Annotated in this window: 17 protein-coding genes, 1 tRNA gene and 1 pseudogene; 10 read left to right on the top strand and 9 right to left on the bottom strand. The window is 68.2% G+C overall.

Translation table 11 applies throughout. The features are described 5' to 3' along the window. The first annotated feature begins 107 nt into the window (after positions 1 to 107). Positions 108 to 1,031, top strand: coding sequence for a YIP1 family protein (locus ACIBBH_RS26670; RefSeq protein WP_399408724.1), 924 nt, complete (start codon positions 108 to 110; stop codon positions 1,029 to 1,031). An 81-nt stretch (positions 1,032 to 1,112) separates the two neighbouring features. Then, positions 1,113 to 1,346: pseudogene (locus ACIBBH_RS26665) on the top strand (BTAD domain-containing putative transcriptional regulator); the annotation flags it as partial. A gap of 187 nt (positions 1,347 to 1,533) precedes the next feature. On the opposite strand, the gene dcd reads toward ACIBBH_RS26665, so the two are convergent. Continuing rightward, complete coding sequence (dcd, locus tag ACIBBH_RS26660) at positions 1,534 to 2,109, bottom strand: dCTP deaminase (RefSeq protein ID WP_399369549.1); 576 nt, start codon at positions 2,107 to 2,109, stop codon at positions 1,534 to 1,536. Positions 2,110 to 2,631: 522 nt separating this feature from the next. Here dcd and ACIBBH_RS26655 point away from each other — a divergent pair. Both ACIBBH_RS26655 and ACIBBH_RS26650 read left to right on the top strand, forming a co-directional pair. Continuing rightward, positions 2,632 to 2,705, top strand: a tRNA-Gly gene (locus ACIBBH_RS26655). Between the two features lie 351 nt (positions 2,706 to 3,056). After that, a complete protein-coding gene (locus ACIBBH_RS26650) occupies positions 3,057 to 3,368 on the top strand; it encodes a hypothetical protein (RefSeq protein WP_399408721.1) in 312 nt (103 codons plus the stop codon). Between the two features lie 210 nt (positions 3,369 to 3,578). Here the strand turns inward: ACIBBH_RS26650 and ACIBBH_RS26645 are convergent, their stop codons facing one another. From ACIBBH_RS26645 to ACIBBH_RS26625, 5 genes are all read right to left on the bottom strand, one after another. Then, positions 3,579 to 4,823 carry an ABC transporter permease gene (locus tag ACIBBH_RS26645; RefSeq protein WP_399408976.1) on the bottom strand — a complete coding sequence of 415 codons (1,245 nt, stop codon included), beginning with the start codon at positions 4,821 to 4,823 and terminating at the stop codon, positions 3,579 to 3,581. A gap of 70 nt (positions 4,824 to 4,893) precedes the next feature. Next, positions 4,894 to 5,682, bottom strand: a complete 789-nt coding sequence (locus ACIBBH_RS26640) for an ABC transporter ATP-binding protein (RefSeq protein WP_399408974.1) — start codon at positions 5,680 to 5,682, stop codon at positions 4,894 to 4,896. Between the two features lie 14 nt (positions 5,683 to 5,696). After that, a complete protein-coding gene (locus ACIBBH_RS26635; RefSeq protein WP_399408719.1) occupies positions 5,697 to 7,064 on the bottom strand; it encodes a peptidoglycan-binding protein in 1,368 nt (455 codons plus the stop codon). Between the two features lie 228 nt (positions 7,065 to 7,292). Then, positions 7,293 to 7,949 carry a hypothetical protein gene (locus ACIBBH_RS26630; protein ID WP_399408717.1) on the bottom strand — a complete coding sequence of 219 codons (657 nt, stop codon included), beginning with the start codon at positions 7,947 to 7,949 and terminating at the stop codon, positions 7,293 to 7,295. A gap of 285 nt (positions 7,950 to 8,234) precedes the next feature. After that, positions 8,235 to 8,615 (bottom strand): peptidase inhibitor family I36 protein, encoded by a 381-nt coding sequence (locus ACIBBH_RS26625; RefSeq protein ID WP_399408716.1) that lies wholly within the window; start codon positions 8,613 to 8,615, stop codon positions 8,235 to 8,237. A 542-nt stretch (positions 8,616 to 9,157) separates the two neighbouring features. Between ACIBBH_RS26625 and ACIBBH_RS26620 the strand changes: the two genes are divergently transcribed. The 3 genes from ACIBBH_RS26620 to ACIBBH_RS26610 all read left to right on the top strand — a co-directional run bounded on the left by ACIBBH_RS26620 (position 9,158) and on the right by ACIBBH_RS26610 (position 10,308). Then, on the top strand, positions 9,158 to 9,712 hold the full coding sequence (locus ACIBBH_RS26620) for a hypothetical protein (RefSeq protein ID WP_399408714.1): 555 nt from the start codon (positions 9,158 to 9,160) through the stop codon (positions 9,710 to 9,712). 174 nt (positions 9,713 to 9,886) lie between these two features. Further along, positions 9,887 to 10,147, top strand: a complete 261-nt coding sequence (locus tag ACIBBH_RS26615; protein ID WP_399408712.1) for a hypothetical protein — start codon at positions 9,887 to 9,889, stop codon at positions 10,145 to 10,147. Beyond that, positions 10,144 to 10,308 carry a hypothetical protein gene (locus ACIBBH_RS26610; RefSeq protein WP_399408710.1) on the top strand — a complete coding sequence of 55 codons (165 nt, stop codon included), beginning with the start codon at positions 10,144 to 10,146 and terminating at the stop codon, positions 10,306 to 10,308. The genes ACIBBH_RS26615 and ACIBBH_RS26610 overlap by 4 nt, the downstream gene beginning before the upstream one ends. A gap of 262 nt (positions 10,309 to 10,570) precedes the next feature. Here ACIBBH_RS26610 and ACIBBH_RS26605 read toward each other — a convergent pair whose 3' ends face one another. Beyond that, on the bottom strand, positions 10,571 to 11,602 hold the full coding sequence (locus ACIBBH_RS26605; RefSeq protein WP_399408708.1) for a medium chain dehydrogenase/reductase family protein: 1,032 nt from the start codon (positions 11,600 to 11,602) through the stop codon (positions 10,571 to 10,573). A gap of 145 nt (positions 11,603 to 11,747) precedes the next feature. Here ACIBBH_RS26605 and ACIBBH_RS26600 point away from each other — a divergent pair, with 145 nt between their 5' ends. Continuing rightward, the gene (locus ACIBBH_RS26600; protein ID WP_399408706.1) at positions 11,748 to 12,404 is read left to right on the top strand and encodes a TetR/AcrR family transcriptional regulator; all 657 of its coding nucleotides are present in this window, start codon (positions 11,748 to 11,750) and stop codon (positions 12,402 to 12,404) included. A 395-nt stretch (positions 12,405 to 12,799) separates the two neighbouring features. Here ACIBBH_RS26600 and ACIBBH_RS26595 read toward each other — a convergent pair whose 3' ends face one another. Next, the gene (locus tag ACIBBH_RS26595; protein WP_399408704.1) at positions 12,800 to 13,603 is read right to left on the bottom strand and encodes a calcium-binding protein; all 804 of its coding nucleotides are present in this window, start codon (positions 13,601 to 13,603) and stop codon (positions 12,800 to 12,802) included. A 692-nt stretch (positions 13,604 to 14,295) separates the two neighbouring features. Between ACIBBH_RS26595 and ACIBBH_RS26590 the strand changes: the two genes are divergently transcribed. After that, entirely contained in the window at positions 14,296 to 15,189 is an 894-nt protein-coding gene (locus ACIBBH_RS26590; RefSeq protein WP_399408702.1) for a hypothetical protein, read from the top strand. On the opposite strand, the gene ACIBBH_RS26585 is transcribed toward ACIBBH_RS26590, so the two are convergent. Further along, entirely contained in the window at positions 15,130 to 15,735 is a 606-nt protein-coding gene (locus tag ACIBBH_RS26585; protein ID WP_399408700.1) for a DUF5994 family protein, read from the bottom strand. The two genes, ACIBBH_RS26590 and ACIBBH_RS26585, sit on opposite strands and share 60 nt — an antisense overlap. 439 nt (positions 15,736 to 16,174) lie before the next feature. Between ACIBBH_RS26585 and ACIBBH_RS26580 the strand changes: the two genes are divergently transcribed. Continuing rightward, positions 16,175 to 17,485 carry an ice-binding family protein gene (locus ACIBBH_RS26580; RefSeq protein ID WP_399408698.1) on the top strand — a complete coding sequence of 437 codons (1,311 nt, stop codon included), beginning with the start codon at positions 16,175 to 16,177 and terminating at the stop codon, positions 17,483 to 17,485. Positions 17,486 to 17,492: the final 7 nt, after the last annotated feature.

The following is a 17,492-nucleotide window of genomic DNA, read 5'->3' as shown; positions in this document are numbered from 1 at the left end:
CAGGGACCCCTTAGGGGCCCTTAGGGGATGTCACAGCTCGGCAGCAAAGCCGGGTCCGGGCGCCCGGGCCCCCACGTCACTCTCCGGGACCAGGTACGTTCGATAACGTGGCTGGATTCAGGATCGGACGCGGGGGCCGGGACGACCGCGCCCCGCAAGGACAGCAGGCCCCGCAGGGACCGTCGCACGGCCGACAGGCGGCGCAGGGACCGTCGTACGGTTACCCGTCGGCGCCGCAGCCGTACCCGCAGCAGCGGCCGGAGTACGGCGCGGGCGGAGGCGGTCAGTGGCCCCAGGCGAACGGCGGCTACCCGGGCGGCGACGGACCGGAGTACTTCGGCGACGGCTACGGCGACGGGGGCGGTAACCCGGATCCGTACGCGGCCGACAGCCCGGGCCACACCCAGGCCTTCTCGATCGACGAGGCCGCCTCCTACACCCAGGGCGAGACCTACCACGCGGGCTCGGCGGCCACGGCCGCCCCGATCGGCCCGCCCCTGCACTGGAAGGAACTGCTGCGGGGCGTCGTCCTCTCCCCCAACCAGACCTTCCTCAGGATGCGCGACTACACGATGTGGGGCCCCGCCCTCGTCGTGACCTTCCTCTACGGCCTCCTCGCCGTCTTCGGCTTCGACGGCGCCCGCGAGGACGCGATCAACGCCACACTCTCCAACGCCGTCCCGATCGTCCTGACCACGGCCGTCGCGATGGTGCTGAGCGCCTTCATCCTGGGCGTGGTCACCCACACCCTGGCCCGCCAGCTCGGCGGCGACGGCGCCTGGCAGCCCACGGTCGGCCTCTCCATGCTGATCATGTCCCTCACGGACACCCCCCGCCTGGTCTTCGCCATGTTCTCGGGCGGCGACGCGGGCTTCGTACAGCTCCTGGGCTGGGCGACCTGGGTCGCGGCGGGCGCCCTGCTGACCCTGATGGTCAGCCGCTCCCACGACCTGCCCTGGCCGAAGGCACTGGGGGCGTCGGCGATCCAGCTGATCGCGTTGCTGTCGATCCTGAAGCTGGGGACGTTCTAGCAGGTCCCCGGCGCGAGCAGGGCCCCCGGCGCGGCAGCCGGGGGTCCTTTCGCATTGGGTACTCACGCTTCCCGGCGGGTGGAGACCGCCCTCGGGCGCGGTGCGGAGATGGTCACGGAGCTGACCGACCTGGTGGCCGCGCACCCGCTGCGGGAACGGCTCGTCGCCGCCCTGATGCGCGCCCTCGCCGCGGCCGGTCGCGACAGCGAGGCGCTGCTGGTGTACCAGCGCGCAAGGGAGTCACTGGCCGACGCGCTGGGCGCCGACCCCTCGCCGGAGTTGGCCGCGTTGCACGCCGCGCTGCTGCGGGGCGAGTCGCGGGGAGGCGCTGTGGCCGGTCGAACCGCTGGCCCTGCCGGAGGGGGACGCGGGCCGGGCGAGATCGGGTCCTCACCCGCCGTCCAGCTGCTCCGGGACCGGGCCGGGGCGGTACGCCGTGGCACCGAACCGCTCGTAGATCAGGTTCTCCCGCACGTCACTCATGCGGCTCGCCCCTCAAGGCTCACACCTGGGTCCGGTGGAAGTTCAGGAAGGACCGCGAGGCGGTGGGCCCGCGCTGCCCCTGGTACCGGGATCCGTACCGCTCGCTGCCGTACGGGAACTCGGCGGGGGAGCTGAGCCGGAACATGCACAGCTGCCCGATCTTCATGCCGGGCCAGAGCTTGATGGGGAGCGTGGCGAGGTTGGACAGCTCAAGGGTCACGTGCCCGCTGAACCCCGGGTCGATGAACCCGGCGGTCGAGTGCGTGACGAGCCCGAGCCGCCCGAGCGAGGACTTGCCCTCCAGCCGCGAGGCAAGATCATCAGGCAGTGTGATGACCTCGTACGTGGAGGCGAGGACGAACTCCCCGGGGTGGAGGATGAACGGCTCATCACCCTCGGGCTCCACGAGCCGCGTGAGGTCCGCCTGCTCGACGGAGGGGTCGATGTGCGGGTACCGGTGATTCTCGAACACCCGGAAGTAGCGGTCCAGCCGCACGTCGACGCTCGACGGCTGCACCATGGATTCGTCGTAGGGATCGATCCGCACGCGCCCGGCGTCGATCTCGGCCCGGATGTCCTTGTCTGAGAGAAGCACGTAGCGAGGATACGCAAGGCGCGGGGAGCCGCGACAATCGTGACGGCTCCACGCGCCGGGCTACCGCGGTTGATGTTCCTGCTGCCTACCGCTTCTCGAGAGCCACCGGCACGACACTGCGCAGCCGGGCACACCGTGGACACCGGACGAGCCGGCCCGGGCCGAGCCGCTCGGCCTGCTGCATCGGGAACGAAGCGGTGCTGAACACGTGCCCATCGGCACAGCGGACGACGGTGCGTTCCATCAAGTCCAAGAGTCCCTTCCCCAAGAGCCGCGTCTGGCTTACTGCCCTGACGACAAAAGCCACATTACGGGATCAAAGAGACGACTCTCCAGGCGGCACTCCGCCCCCGCCCAGCCCCTCTCCCACACGCTCACCGTACGCCCCAACTCGGTTCCCCCGCAGCCGGATCCCATGCCCGAAAACGCGCTCAGACCCCGGGGCTCAAGCACCCAGGGCCTGCGATGCGGTACAGTGAGCGAGCGTTCGGCCACCGGCTCCGCCGGGTCCGTACGTCTTACGCGGGTGTAGTTTAATGGTAGAACATCAGCTTCCCAAGCTGAGAGCGCGAGTTCGATTCTCGTCACCCGCTCCAGTGTGAAGGCCCAGGTCAGAGACCTGGGCCTTGTTGTTGTGTCTGGTGATCAGTGGCCGCGTGCCAGATTCGTGCCAGAAGGCGTGTCTCCTTTCTGGCGGCCTCAGCCCGAGCCTTCCGGACCGTCGCGTCGAGGCCGGCGGCGACCTCTTCCTGACGCGCCTCGTCGGAGTGCTGGTAGATCAGCGCTGCCTTCTCCGAGGACTGTCCGGCGCGCACCATCGTGCCCTTGAGGGTGGCGCCCGATCGGGTGGACGGCCTGTGCCCGGTGTGGCGAAGATCGCAGAACCGGGGCCCTCCGGCATGCCGACGATCTCACGTGCCTTACGACGCAAGGAGCGCGCTTCGCCGATGACCAACCCTTCCCCCGTGGACGACGACCGCGGCTGCCTCCGCCTAGTTCTCGCCGTGCCACTCTTCCTGCTCACCGTCATCGCTGCGTACTTCTGCTGGACGGCACTCACCATCCGCCCGTCCGGGCCCTGGGATGACGACGCGTACACAGGCATCATCCTGTCGTGCGTCCTCACCATGGGGGCGGCCGGTGCCGCGGCGGTGTTGTGGGTACTGCCGCCCGTACGGAGGGTTATGCGGTGGTGGTGCATAGGGCCGGCCCTATTGCTCGCAGTGGTCACGTCGGTGCGGTGGGGGATGGGCGGCTGATCACCCACCGCACCGGCCGATCAGCGTGTTGTCAGGGGAATCGTGGAGAGGACGACGCGGGCACGACATCGTCCACCTCGCAGCGCCGTGTCCATAGCGTGCCCTTCAGAGCGGATAACCACGGTCAACAGATCCGTCGTAACGGCAGAGGCTGCGGCAGCCGCCCCTCAGGCAGACACCTTCGCGGTCCGAGGACGAGTGCTGACCGCGTCAGCGGCGCAGCGCTTCGGCCGGTTGAATACGGGCGGCACGCCACGCGGGGTACAGCCCGGCGAGAAGGCCGGTCAGCAGGCCAATGGCGGGAGCGGCGGCCACAGTTCCGGAATGAATGACGGGGGTCCACTCCCGGGCCAGGGCAACACCGACTACGGTCAGCGTGCCCAATGAGGTGCCGACCAGACCCCCCAGTGCGCCCAGAATGCCGGACTCGGCAAGGAACTGTACGGTGATGTGGCGTCCCCGGGCTCCCAGTGCGCGGCGCAGGCCGATCTCGCCGGTTCGTTCCAGCACCGCGACCAGGGTGGTGTTGGCGATCCCCACGGCGCCTATGACCAGGCAGATCGCGGCCAGCAGCAGAAAGAGCTGGTTGAGGTCCGAGGTGACGTTGGTACGCAGGCCCTTGGGGTCGGGTGGCGGATTGGCCTTGAATCGGTCCGGATGGGCCGGGTCCAGAGCGAAGGGGACCTCGTCGGCGATCTGGGTGGCGGCGCCCATCTTCGTCGAGATGAGCATCTTGGCGCGAGCGCTGCCGCTGGGCGGGCCCCAGAGCCTCTCGGCGGCGCTACGCGGCACGACAACGGAAAGCAGCAGGTCTGCCTTGCGGTCGGTGTCGTCGACAATGCCGATGACGGTGAAGGGCTGGTCACCGACGAATACCGCCGGCTGGGTCTCCAGGGTGGTGATGCCCAAGCGGGCGGCGACGCCGGAGCCAATGACGGCGACCTGGTCGGCGCGGGAGTTGTGGAGGCGGTCGAAGATGCGGCCTGACGCCAGGTGGGTACCGGCCGCCTCCAAGGTGCCCGGGGAGGCTGCGACCACCTGGATCTGCTCACCGCCGGAGTCACCGATCGGGGCAGAGCGCACGTTTGCCCCGCTCTCGAACTGAACCGTCCAGTAGACCCCTGCCTCCTCGACGCCGTGCAGGCGCTCGACGCGCGCATCAGCATCCTTGGGGAAGGCCAACGGGGTGAGGTCCGGGTCCTCGCCGCCGGTGTCCTCGACTGTCACCTCGGTCGCCGTGAGCACGTTGAACCGTGCGTCGATCTGCGCGGAAGTGGTCGCCGTCAAACCCAGGATCGCCACAAACGTGCCGACCCCGAGGATCGTGCCCATGGCGGTCAGCGCCGAGCGAGCCGGACGCTGCAACATCCCCGAAACCGCCTCTGCCAGCAGGTCGCGGGGCGCGAACCGGGAACGCACCACCTGCTGGTTCGTCTCCCACCGCAACGCCGGCAGTACCCGGCGAAGCCGGTGTCCACTGCGCCGGGACGGGGAAAGGGAAGCGGCACGTTCCCGCCGGAGACGCTTACCCACCGGCCTGCCCCTCGTCCGGTGCAGACGTCGGGGCAGGCGGCGTCAGCGGCGAGGCGTGCGTGCTGTCGCTCAGCTTTCCGTCCCTGATGGTGAGAGTGCGCTGGCCGCGCTCGGCCACTCCTCGGTCGTGGGTAATCACCACGATGGTCATTCCGTCGGCATGAAGCTCGTCAAGCAGTTGCAGGATGGATTCAGCGGTCGCTGAGTCCAGGTTGCCGGTCGGCTCGTCGCACAGCAGCAAGGAGGGACGCGCCACAAGTGCCCGGGCAATCGCCACACGCTGCCGTTCACCGCCCGACAGCCGCGTCGGGACCGCGTCCATCCGGTGCCCCAGTCCCACCCGTTGCAACGCCTCACGTGCCAGAAGGGTTCGCTGCGCACGCGGCGTGGCGTTGTAGACCATCGCCAGCAGGACGTTCTCCAGCGCGGACCGATGCGGCAGAAGGTGGAAGGACTGGAAGACAAAACCTATGCGGTGCCCGCGCAGTGAGGTGCGGTCAGCGTCCTTGAGCGCGCCCGTGTCGATTCCGTCCAGCAGATATGTGCCCACGGTGGGGGCGTCCAATAGCCCCGCAATGTTCAGAAAGGTTGACTTGCCGGAGCCTGATGGCCCCACCACCGTGACGTATTCGCCCTTGCCGATCACCAGATCGCATGGCAGGAAGGCAGCTACTGGTGGCGGGCCCGGATACGTCAGTCCCGCACCACGAAACTCGATCACCGGCGTCGGCGGTCGTCCCGAAGGTGACTGCTCACCTGACCCGGCGCCCTGTTCCCTCACTGACGCAGACGGGATCACAACTTCCACCCGGAGTCCTGCCCTGTCTTCTGTCGGTCCCCCGGTTCGCTCTTGCCGGCGGACTTGATCCCGACCACGACTCGATCGCCCTCGTGCAGAGCATTCGCGTGTACGGGCACCACCTGCACGTACCCGTCACCGGAGGTAGGAGTACGCACCTCCACCCGGCGTCGGCTGCCGTTCGGCCCCAGCATCGTCACCGTGGTGCGACCGTCGGCTCCGGCGGAGACCGCCGAAACCGGCACCACCAGCACGGGTCCATCAGAAGAGGCAGCTTCCACGGTCAACCGGACATCCTGCCCGGCCAGTCTCGCCGACAGCGGTTTCCGTGTCCGAACGATCAGGGTGTAGCCCTGCCCGCCGTCACCCGACGCGCTCTCGTCCGCGTCACTCGCCGATGCGACGGGCTCGTCCGCCAGTGAGGCCACGCGACCGCGGGCCGCCGCGCCGCTGAGCTCCGAGAGAATGTCCACCGCTTGCCCTTGCCGGACCAGTCCCTTCTGATCCTGGGACAGCATGCCCCTGACGACCAGCTCTCCCGCCGAAACGACCATGGCCTTCCCGGAAAGCTCGGTGCCCACCTGGGCGGACAGGGAGTCCACGCGTGCCGGGAAATCCCGCAGGAACAACACCTCCGAGGCCGGGAGCATAGGGCCGGAGGCAGCTTGCGCCTCCGTGAGGTCTTTCCGGGCCTTCGCCAAGTCCTCGGTGGCACGCTTGGCCTGGGTTCCAGCGCCGCTCGCCTTGCCGCCGTCCTCGGAGGCCGCGCCCCGGGCGTCTTCCAGCGCCCGTTTCGCCTGGGTGACTGCCTCTTGGGCCGCCTCCACCTGGTCCTCACCATCGGACTGGGCCGGCAGCGGGTCGTAGCCCATGGAAGCGTAGAAGGAGTTCAGCGCCGCCTTGGTGCCGGGGCCGAAATCTCCGGTCCGGTCCGAGCCGGTGCCATGTCCCAGTGAGGCCAGGGCCTGCTGCAACTGAGCCACGTCATCGCCATGGGATCCGGGCTTGAGGTCCCGATAGACAGGTAGCTTGCCCTTGAGCGCGAACACCGGGCGACCGGACACCTCGATGAGGACCTTGCCCGCCGTGAAGGTGCTTCCCGGGTGCACCATCACCTTGGTCACCACCGCTTTCCCGGCGTCCTCCCCACCGACGGCGGTCGGTGCGACGTCCACCGACTGCGCGGCTGTGACCGTTCCTCGCAGTACCACCGAGTTCTTCAGCACACGCCGTTCCACAGGCGCGCTCAGAACGTCTGCCGCCGGCGGTGCCGTCTCCGCCGCGGCTTGCGCCGGCGACTTGATCACCGACGCGGCCGCTATGCCCGCGCCGGACAACGCCATTGCCCCCACCGCGATCCCCACCAGAAGCCGTTTACTCCGGGACAGCCGGGAACGGCTTGGCTGTTCACCGTGCCGTGAAGTCGGTGAGTTCGCACGACAGCAGGTGGCTGGCAGCTCAACCTCTTGCGTGGTCTCCGGGGCCGCGCGCCACTCCTGACCGTCAGCCATCCCGCCCCTCTTGGTACTCACTCAACGCCTATCGTTATCGGCCCGGAACGCAGCCGGGCCGGCACAGGAACGGAGCAGCGCTCAACTTCCCTGAAGCTTGCTCGCGTTGCGAAGCATCACCTGGAGAGCTTCCTTGATGTTCTTCAGACGTTCGGCGTTCTTTTCGATGGCCTGTTTCTGATACGCCACCGTCACGGTCGCCCAGGTGCTGATGAGCCTCGTCTGCCGCTTGCACTGTACGTCGGCCACGGCCGTCTCGATCTCACGCTTCGAGGCCGTCGAACCCGCTTGATTGTTGGGGTCGTCGATCGGATCCATCGGGTGTTTATAGTCGAAGCCGCGCTTCTTCATGCAGGCGGACCATTCACCGAATGCCTCACGAACGCGTGAGTCCTGCTCGACCTTTTGGGAGATTTGAAGGGCGAGCACCCCGGCCGCGTCAGGGTCATCAATTTTTGGAGCCCCCTTCGCGAGAGCTCGCTTCGATTCACCGTCGCAACCGCCGTCGGGGACGTTCAACCCCTTGTAACGACCTTGGCCGGTACCACTCATGACAGCCTGTCCCTGAGCGCTCAAGTCAGGCTCGGGCGGCAGCTTCTCCTTTTTTTGCGCGGGCAGGTGATACCCGTACGAACGGGCGGAGCTCTCATCCGTGAGTCCGAAATTCCGTTCATTGGCCGCCGCGAAATTACGCTGTCCGGGCAGAACTACTTGATAGTCGAACCCGAACCGCTTCATGCACCGCTCAAGGAGGGGAATGCGCGCTGTGGTGAGTGTCCAGCTCTCCTCCCGAGACAGTCTGTAACTGTCCAGCGGGAGGCTGAGGTCGCGGGTGTCAGTGATATCCAGGCGCTTACCCAGTGGCGGCTCGGACGACCCGCTGGGAGAGTCGCCCTGCACGCCGCATCCCGAAAGAACGACGCACGTAATCATGGCAGCGACAGCACACAGGGGCTTCCCTTGCACGGGGTTCCTTTCAAACAGCCGGTCCGCCCAGCCACGCTGAGCGAACCGGCCCTGGCGTCAGAATTGGTGGGAGCTGAATGCGTTTTCGTAGGGCGAATAGAGGCTCGACCGGGCCGAGTTGGTACTGGTGTAAAGGTAGTACCCAGAGTAGGAAGAATTGGTGTAGTGCGCCACATCGTAGATGTCGGCGTTGTTCTTGAGGGAACTAGTACGGTCATTCAGCGTGTAGCCGTTACTGAAGTACCAACCGACGTAATTCGACTCGTCGCTGCCTGTGTCCCAAATTCCGCCAGTGTAGCTGGTCAGGCGATAGTTGCACACCTCGTGGTCATTGCACGTGTAGTCGAGATCATCAGCCTGAGCCGAAGTGGCGAGAGACCCGGCCAGAGCGACAGACCCGACAGCCATCGCAGCAATCTTGAGACCCCGGAACTTCAAAGTGGACTCCTGTAGTCATCCATTATGGATACGCCGACCACTTAGGTGGCGACCGGCGGCAACGTATCGGGCCGGGTCCCCAACGGCCCAGATGTGTGGCGTAATCACGCCAACCAGTTCCGATTTGCCCGATTTGGTGCGATCGAACCCTCCCTCAGAGTCGTTACCCGCAGCAACATCCGCTGTTCACCGCATGGTTGATCGGGTACTCTGCCCCCGGCTCGGCTCGTTGACGAGGAGTGGCTTGACCGAAAAACAAACGGAGGGGGTTACCCGTGCATCCCACCGTGGCCGCTTCCCATCCAACTTCGGCTTGGACGCCACCGATCTAGCGATACTCAGACAGATGCGGCTTGGCCTGTCCGACGCCGCTATCGGTCGCCATCTCCAACTGGGGCACCGCACCGTTCAAAGACGTACGCAACGTCTCATGGCCAAGCTACACGCCCCTGGTCGATTTGCGCTCGGCGCTAAAGCACAGGAATTGGGCCTGCTCTCGATCCCGCCTGAGCCGAATCAGGAAACGAAGTTAGGAGGCCCCGATGAATCGCCGAACGAAGCTGTGGAGCGCCGTCGGTGGTGTTGCCGGCTTGTGCTCCGCCGTACTCGGTGTAGTCCTGGTAGCGGGCGGAGAGGACCAGGGCTATGCCGCCCCGGCAAGTCCGGGCAACAGCGCCTCCGCAACGCCAGACCTTGTGCCCGGTCCCAGTGCTGAACTCCTGGCCTACGGAGCGTGTTTGCGGAAGTCAGGCCTGCATCTCGAACACACCAGCGGGCTGATCATTGTCAAAGCGGGCACCTCCGCCACCGAATTGAAGGCAGCGAAGCACGACTGCACCCAGAAACAGCAGGATTTCGCCGCGACGATCGAAGCCGAAGGTGAAGGCAGCAAGCCCGAGCAGCCGGAACAGGCCGACTTCCAGGGGCGGATGGGCGGCTGTGTCGCCGCTCAGGGCGTTGCGTGGCCAATCAAGCAGCGGGTAGCGGACCGCTCGGACCCTGTGTACTTGGCATCCGATCCGCGTGTCCCCGCAATGCGGAACTGTATCGCTCACAACATGGTGCTTCCCGGAGAGGGCAAGCCCAGCCCCACTTAGTCCGGTGGGGTGCAGGCAGGCCGACGGCCCGACTGCCGCGCCGGGTGGGCGCTGGGTTCCGCGGTTCCGGCAGGGCTGCTCCGGCTCGTCGGGATGGGGAGAAGGTTGGTGGTCAGCTTGGGTTGGGCAGTGCTTGGAGCCGTGCCAGGACGTTGATCACGATCGTGAAAGGCAGTGCTTCGCGAGGCGGAGGATGCGGAGGTGCCCGGTGGCCACCAGCTGGGCGGTGGAGAACAGCCGCAGGCGCTCTCGCTGATGCTGCACAACGGCCTTGGGGTGTCCGCCCTGGGCGCAGGGCTCGCATACACACCGCCGACGGTCGCCTTCTTCCCCACCAGCCTGCCGGCGGCGCGCTGGACGCCGCGCTACGGCCGGCGCGTGCTGGAACTCGGCAGCGTGCTGACCGTGACGGGATTCAAGGTGGGGTCGCGGTGACCGGCGTGTTCTTCTTCGACGTCCTGACGCCCCACGGCGGCCGGGTGGCGCGGTACGCCCACGCCTTCGGCACAGCGGCGATCGTGAACCTGGCCGTCGCAGCCGTCGCGACCGCGCTGCTCCCTGCTCTGCCCCGCCACAAGCCGGGCAAGGCCGTCTGACGGTCGGTCCGCGACCGGCTTCCTCGTCACGCTTGCGCGTGGGCAGCGACGTCCGCCGTTCGTCTGCAGTGCGACGGAGCGTCTGCTTGGCTGTAGTCACTCACCGGGAGGCCCCGGCCGATGACCACACCGCTGCACCTCGCCGCGCAGCCGGCCGTCAACACGCTGGACCCCCGGTCACCGCTGGCCGCGTTCGGTGTCCTGGGCGTCGGCCGCCTTCGCACGGATCGCGTGCCCGGGATGGGGCGCTCGGGTGCCGTGCCTACGGGTTCAGTACGACCTTGCCGGCGACCGTCCCCGACTCCGCCAGCCGCAGGGCGTCCGCGACACGGGTGAGCGGGAGTTGGGCGGCAATCTGGGCGGTGACCTCCCCGCGCTGGTACGCGGCGAAGACCTGGGTGAGGTCGGCCCGCAGCCGGGCCCGGAACCTGTTCCGGGCCAGAGCCCGTCCGGCCCAGACGTTGAAGAAGTACGCTCGGCGGCGATTGGGCAGCGCGTTCCACGTCCACACCCGGAAGAGCAGCTTGAGCACGGGCCACTGCTTGGACCCCTCGTCGTCCCGGGTGGAGGCGCTGCCGTACGAGACAAGCGTGCCGCCGGGGGCGAGGAGGCGCCAGGAGTCGACGATGCCGCGGCCGCCCACGTGGTCGAAGACGGCGTTCACCCCGTCCGGGGCGAGTTCACGGATCCGTGCGGCGACGTCGTCCGTGCGGTAGTCGACGGGGACGACTCCCCGTGCCCGCAGGGCATCGTGGTGACGCGCGGACGCCGTGCCGATCACGTGCGCGCCCGCTGCCTGTGCGAGCTGGACCAGGACCGAGCCGACGCCACCGTTGGCTCCGTGTACCACCACGGTCTGCCCCGCGCGGACGCGGGCCTTGCGGTGCAGCATCTGCCAGGCGGTCACGCCGTTGACGACGAGGGTCTCCGCCTCCGCCGCTCCGATCCCGTCGGGCACCGGCACCACGTCCGCCGCGTCGACGAGCATGTGGCTGGCCCAGCCGCCGACCTTGACCAGCGCGGCGACCCGGATACCGACCATGCCCGGCTCGACGCCCTGGCCGGTCGCCAGCACCGTGCCGACCAGGTCGTAGCCGGGTACGAACGGGAACGCCGGCTGGTCGTAGTAGCGGCCGCGGCGCATCTGCTGCTCGGCGAAGGAGACGCCGGTCGCCTCCATGCGGATCAGGACCTGGCCCGGGCCCGCGGCGGGAACGACTCCGTGCCGGATCTGAAGCCCTTCGGGCTCGACCTTGCCCGGCAGGACGACCTCGACGAGTCCTTCGGCGTTCATGGCGACCTCCACTGCGTTCCGTTGAGATACATGTTTTCTCGTTCGTTAGATGTTGTAACCGACCGTATGGCGGAGAGTCAATAGCTTCCGTGATAGCCTCTAACTAAACTTTGCGGGTCGCAGCGGTGCGGAAGGTGGCAGACCAGTGGCGGAACAGGGCACGAAGACCCCGCGCGAGCGCTACCGCGCCCAGGTGCGCACGGAGATCAAGGAACGCGCGTGGGAGCAGATCGCCACGGCGGGCGCGTCCGCGCTCTCCCTCAACGCGATCGCCAAGCAGATGGGCATGAGCGGACCCGCGCTGTACCGGTACTTCGGCAGCCGTGACGAGCTGATCACCGAGCTCGTCAGGGACGCGTACCGAAGCCTCGCCGACACCTTCCGCGCGGCCTCGGAGACCCGTGCCGACGTGGTCGCGCTGGCACACGCCCTGCGGGGATGGGCCCTGGAGAACCGCCAGCGTTACTTTCTCATCTACGGCACGCCCGTCCCCGGTTACCATGCGCCCGACGACATCACCGCGATCGCGTCCGAGATCATGGCGACCCTCCTGGACGCCTGTGCCACGCTCCCCTTGGACGGCCCGGCTGCACCGTTCGAGGCGCACCTCGAAGGACACCGGGACTGGACGGACGGCCATCCCGCCCCGCCCGCGGTCCTCCACCGGGCCCTGACCTTCTGGACCCGGCTGCACGGCGTCCTGTCCCTGGAACTCGCCGGCCACTTCACCGGGATGGGATTCGACCCCACACAGCTCTTCGCCGCCGAACTGGACGACCTGGCCGGCCCGTCGGCACATTGACCGCTTCACCCACCGCCCCGGTGCGTGCCCACAGCGTGTCCTTCAGAGCGGGCAACAACAGTCAACAGGGGTACGCGGGTGACCGCCGCGGCGATCTCGTCGAGGTCGGCCCGCGTCAGCTGTACGGATCCGGCACCGGCCCAGCCGTCGACCGGTGGGGCTTGCGGGCGTGGGCCCGGGCGATCTCGGGGGCCGCCGAGCGGTTGACGGCCGAGAACGGGGCTGGACGGCGTCCACGTGCGCGATCAGACCGCACTGCGCCTGCCGGCCACGCCGGCCGGCCCGAGCGTGGGATGAGACGACAAAGGAAACCGCCCTCGCTCTTCCCGAGGAGAGCGGGGGCGGTGTGATGCGATCGCTGTGCAGGTCCTGAGCCGTCGAGAGCGGCCTTCGGGTTACTGCACGTCCACGAAGTCGCCGGTCGCCTTGACGGCCGGGGTGGTGGAGGTGCCGGCGAAGTTCCAGCGCCAGTAACCGTCTTCGGACGCGGTGACCGTGGTCGTCAGGTTGCCGGTGCTGGAGGTGTACACGGTCTTGACGGTGGTGTAGGTCGTAGTGCCGGCCTTGCGGAACTGGAGCCGGACCGGCTGGTTGGTGTAACCCCGGTAGTCGAGCGTGTCCCAGTTGGCCCGGGTGAGCTTGCCGGTGACGGTGAGGGACTCGCCCTGGGCAATCGGCTCCGGGCCTGCGTTCACGGTGAGTTGGGACTGCCGCTGCAGACGGGTCGTGGTGTAGTCCGCCGTGTGGGTCCAGCTGTCGTCATTGGCCACCCCCTGGACACTGACCTTCCAGGTGCCGGCGTGGGCGTTGGTGAGCGCGGTGCCGCTGTACCGCCAGTCCGGTTCGAGGGAGATCGTCTGCGAGCAGGTGGAAGTGGTGGCACTCGAGGCGACACAGTCCGCATGGGAGTAGTACTGGTTCGACACGATGCGGTCGTCGTAGGTGTCGTAGGGGTTCGCACCGTCCGGTCCGCGCCACAGGACGAAGTCGGCGTCCTGGATGCCCGACGGGTGGGTGAAGGTCCCTGAGACCGTGATCGTCTTGGCGTAGAGACCGACCACGATGTTCTTGCCACCGTCGAAGGAGACGTTGCTGATGTCGACGTCGGTCTGGGTCTCGCCTGCGTAGGCACCGGGGACGGCGAAGCCGGCCAGCGCGGCAACGGCACCGAGCACGGCAGAGGCAGCGCGCTTGCGCATGTATCTCCTTCACGGAGCGAAGAGTGGAACCCGCCGATCGGGGCACGGCGGGGCGGTTGAAGCCGGTCAGGGGCCGGTGAGGGACCTGATCGCACCCGGGTGGGTGGCCCGGTGCCGGATCACCGCGGACCGGGAGCTCGGGGGCGGGCGTTCACCTGGGGTACCCGGCCGTCCGACGTGGCGACCCCGGCAAGGACACACCGCTTCGGTGAACGCCGGTGATGTGCCGCACGCGGTGCCACCCTCATCCCCTTTTTCGAGTGCCCTGGCTCAGGTACAGCGATCACACAGGCTGCCCGCTCTACTCAGCGCACCTGCATGCTCGAACGTCACAGTGCGGGGCGCGGGACCCCGAGCGGGCCGGCTGCCCCGTCCACTGGACGACGACCATGACCCGCGGTCGCGGCGAGCGAGGCCCACAGCGTCAGGCGCCTCGGCGGCACCCGCACAGGCCATTCGGCTGCCTGTTGGTGCACGGGCCGAAGCATCCGGGAAGCTCCCAGGTGTGACCCTCGGTGACGAGTGGTGACGCTCACCGGTCACCTGAACGGAGGAAACCGAACATGATGCACCGGATGGACGCGCTCGCCCGGGCGAGCGGGCCGGCCAAGGCGGCCTCGGCCGGCACGACTCCCCCACGGGCCGCGTCCCGGAGCGCGGGGCCACGGCCTCCCGCTCCGGCGCGTCCCCCGATGAACCGCCGGCGTCGGCACGTCGCACCGCACGCAGGGCCGTTGCTCACCCTCGCGGCCTGCCTCCTCGTCCTGGTGGGCGCGCCCAGCGCGTTCGCGGAGGTCCGCACTCGCGCGGCGATTCCCGCGAACGGCTGTATCGCCACGTCTGCCGAGTACAAGGCCGCGTGGGACGCGCGGCAGGTCCGGTGTGTGTCACCGGCCCTGTTCGGCACCACGCACGCCCGTGGCGGCACGTCCCTCTACCCCAGCGGCTTCTGGTACGCCTGGGCCGGCTCCAACACCAACCTCGAGCGCTACCTGGAGCTGCGCAGGCGGTACGGCGACCACCCGCCGAAGGTCGGCATCGGGATCCTGTCGTACGTCGGGTACCCCGGGCTGGACACCTGGTCCGTTCCGACGGACCTCACCGTCTACACCCTCCCGCCGGGCGTCCGAGCACTGGTGCCGAGCTTCGAGACGTGGTTCCGCCTGCTCGACGAGCAGTTCGGCGAGACGGGGGCGTACCCTCTCGCGGCCCAGCGGGACCTCGTCCTCGCCTACTCCCGGCTCCGCAGGGGCGAGGACGTCGTGGACGCGTTCCAGAAGGTGACCGGCTGCCGACGTGACAAGTTGCTTCAGGGAGCGGCCCCTTCAGCGGCCATCGGCTGCAACCGCTCCTTCCTCGGTGCGCTGGCGGCCGGCGGCCCGTCCCCGTACGACGACGGCGACTCCAAGACGTGCTTCGCGAACTTCCAGTCGCGCTACCGCGGCCCCAGGGATGCCGCCGCGCACTCGCCCGTCGGCTCCCCGTCGGCTCGCCGACGCCGGCGCCGCGGACGTACTCCATGCCTCTCACATTCCCTCCGCCGGGGCCGGCACGTCGCCGATGACCGCCCCCGCAGGGATACGTGAGGACGGGCGGCGGGCGTCATGCCCGCCTTCGGAGTCCCAGACCGCCTCCCGGACCGAGTCCGAGCCGATCTCTGCTTCCGCCGCGGTCCGGAAGAGGTCGGCCTCCTGGACCAGGCCGCTCGCCGTGAGGCTCCGCGTCGGGTCGGTGGCCGTGGCCATCAGCCGGGCCGCGGTGGCCGGCTCTGTCTCCGGTGGGATCACCAGCAGGTCCCAGCGGCCCACGGTGTAGGAGAGCAGCATCAGTTTGTGCGGGTCCTGCTCGGCTGCGAACCAGCCGACATGCACCACATGTCCGTGGACGGGCACCTTTCGCGGGATGACCGGCCAGAACGTGGGATTCACCGTGACTCGGGTGATCCGCCCCCACAGCGGGTCGAGTACCTCCATGAGCGCGGGGAGCTCCGCCGTCAGGTCGCGGGTGCGGGGCCACCAGGCACCGTCGATCAGTGCCGGAGCGGTGTCGGCGGGTGCCAGCACGAGTCGGAGCGGCAACGAAGAAGGGGTCCGGCCTTCGACCTCGGGCGTCAACAGAATGGTCGCGGTCATGATGCGGACCCAACCCCGGGCCGGTCGTGGCCGACCCGGTTGTCGTGAATCGCCGGGAACGACCTCAGCGTGGAAGCTGGTGTACGAAATGCTCTCGGTAATCACCAGGATACTCCTCGTCGAGGCCCGGCGGACCGGTACGGAGCGACCGGCTCACCGGAACACGAGGCCCTGGGCGCCCGGCGCCGCGGCCGGGCGGCCACGAGGAGCACGATGCCGGTGATCCTCAGGCGAACACAGCGGCGGATCATCAGACATATTAATTAACGAATATTCGCCGTGCATTGGGGTGCCGAATTCCCGGTTATTACGACTCCCCCCTCAGATAATGCTGCCGGCTGAAAATCCCTGCGTAATATGCCGTCATTCCTCAAGGCTGCCGGGGCTATCGGTAGGGCCCGGTACGCCATGGCCCCCTTCTACAGGAAATGACCTCTCGATGAAGCTGAAGATCCCCCTTGCGGCTCGCCGCCGCACCTTGCCCGGCTTGCTGGCCTCAGCGCTTGCCGCAATGGTCGCCGCTGCGCTGCTCTTTCTGACGCCCACGCAGGCGCTCGCCATCGCCACGCCGGTACCGCTGGGCACGGCCGCAAGCTTCTCCGTTCTGGCAGGTGCGGGAGTCACCAACACCGGCGCCACGGTGATCGATCACGACCTCGGGACGCACCCGAACCCGTCCATCACCGGTTTCCCGCCCGGCGTGGTGCTCGGCGCAGTGCACGCCGCTGACGCCGTCGCGCTCCAGGCCAAGTCCGACCTGGTCACGGCGTACAACAATGCGGCCGGCCAGGCCACGGACTTCGCACTTGCGGCGGGAATCGGCAACGGCACCACCCTGCTCCCGGGCGTCTACACCGCTTCCTCCGGTGTCGGGCTCACCGGCGACCTGATCCTGGACGCCGGGGGAAACCCGAATGCCGTCTGGGTGTTCCAGATTCCGGAAGCCCTGACGACAGCGTCCTCCAGCCGAGTGCTCCTGACGAACGGCGCCTCGCCGTGCAACGTGTACTGGCAGATCGGGAGTTCGGCCACCCTCGGCACCAACTCCACCTTCGTGGGCACCATCATGGCTCTGACGGACATCCACGTGACCACGGGAACGAACATCGAGGGCCGGGCGCTGGCCCGCAATGGTGCCGTGACGCTTGACACCAACCGGATCTTCCTCAACGCCTGCTCCACCGGCACGGGTGGCACCACCAGCACGGGTGGCACCACCAGCACGGGTGGCACCAGCACCGGTGGACTGACGGACGGCTCCATCCTCGGTGCGACCGGTGGGGGTCTGATCAGCGGCGGTATCCAAGGCGCACCCCTCGTCACCGGGGGCGCCCTCACGTCGGGCAACACCGCCGGAAACACTTCGGGCAACTCCGCCGGAAACACCTCGGGCAACACCGCCGGAAACACCGCCGGGAACAACGTCACCACCGGGAACACCTCGGGCAACACCGCCGGTGGGCACGGCGGCGCGCCGGGTGGACCGGGCCATGGTGGCGCCCCTCACCAGGGCAAGCCGGGCGATGAGTACCCGGGCGCGGACGGCAAACCGGGCCACGGCCCCGGTGAGAAGCCCGGCGTGCACAACGGCTACGGCTACGGCTACGGCAACAAGCCGAAGATCGAGGACTACACGGACTACGAGGGCGACAGGGGCCCCAGCGGCGAGGAGGGCTCCGACGATTCCGAGGGTCACAGGGGCCAGGAAGGCCATGACGGCTACGAAGGCCACGAAGGCCACGAGGACTAGGCAGCAG

The organism is Streptomyces sp. NPDC051636, assembly GCF_044453765.1.
In the GTDB taxonomy this organism is placed as follows: domain Bacteria; phylum Actinomycetota; class Actinomycetes; order Streptomycetales; family Streptomycetaceae; genus Streptomyces.
This window is presented reverse-complemented; position numbering and strand designations above follow the sequence as displayed.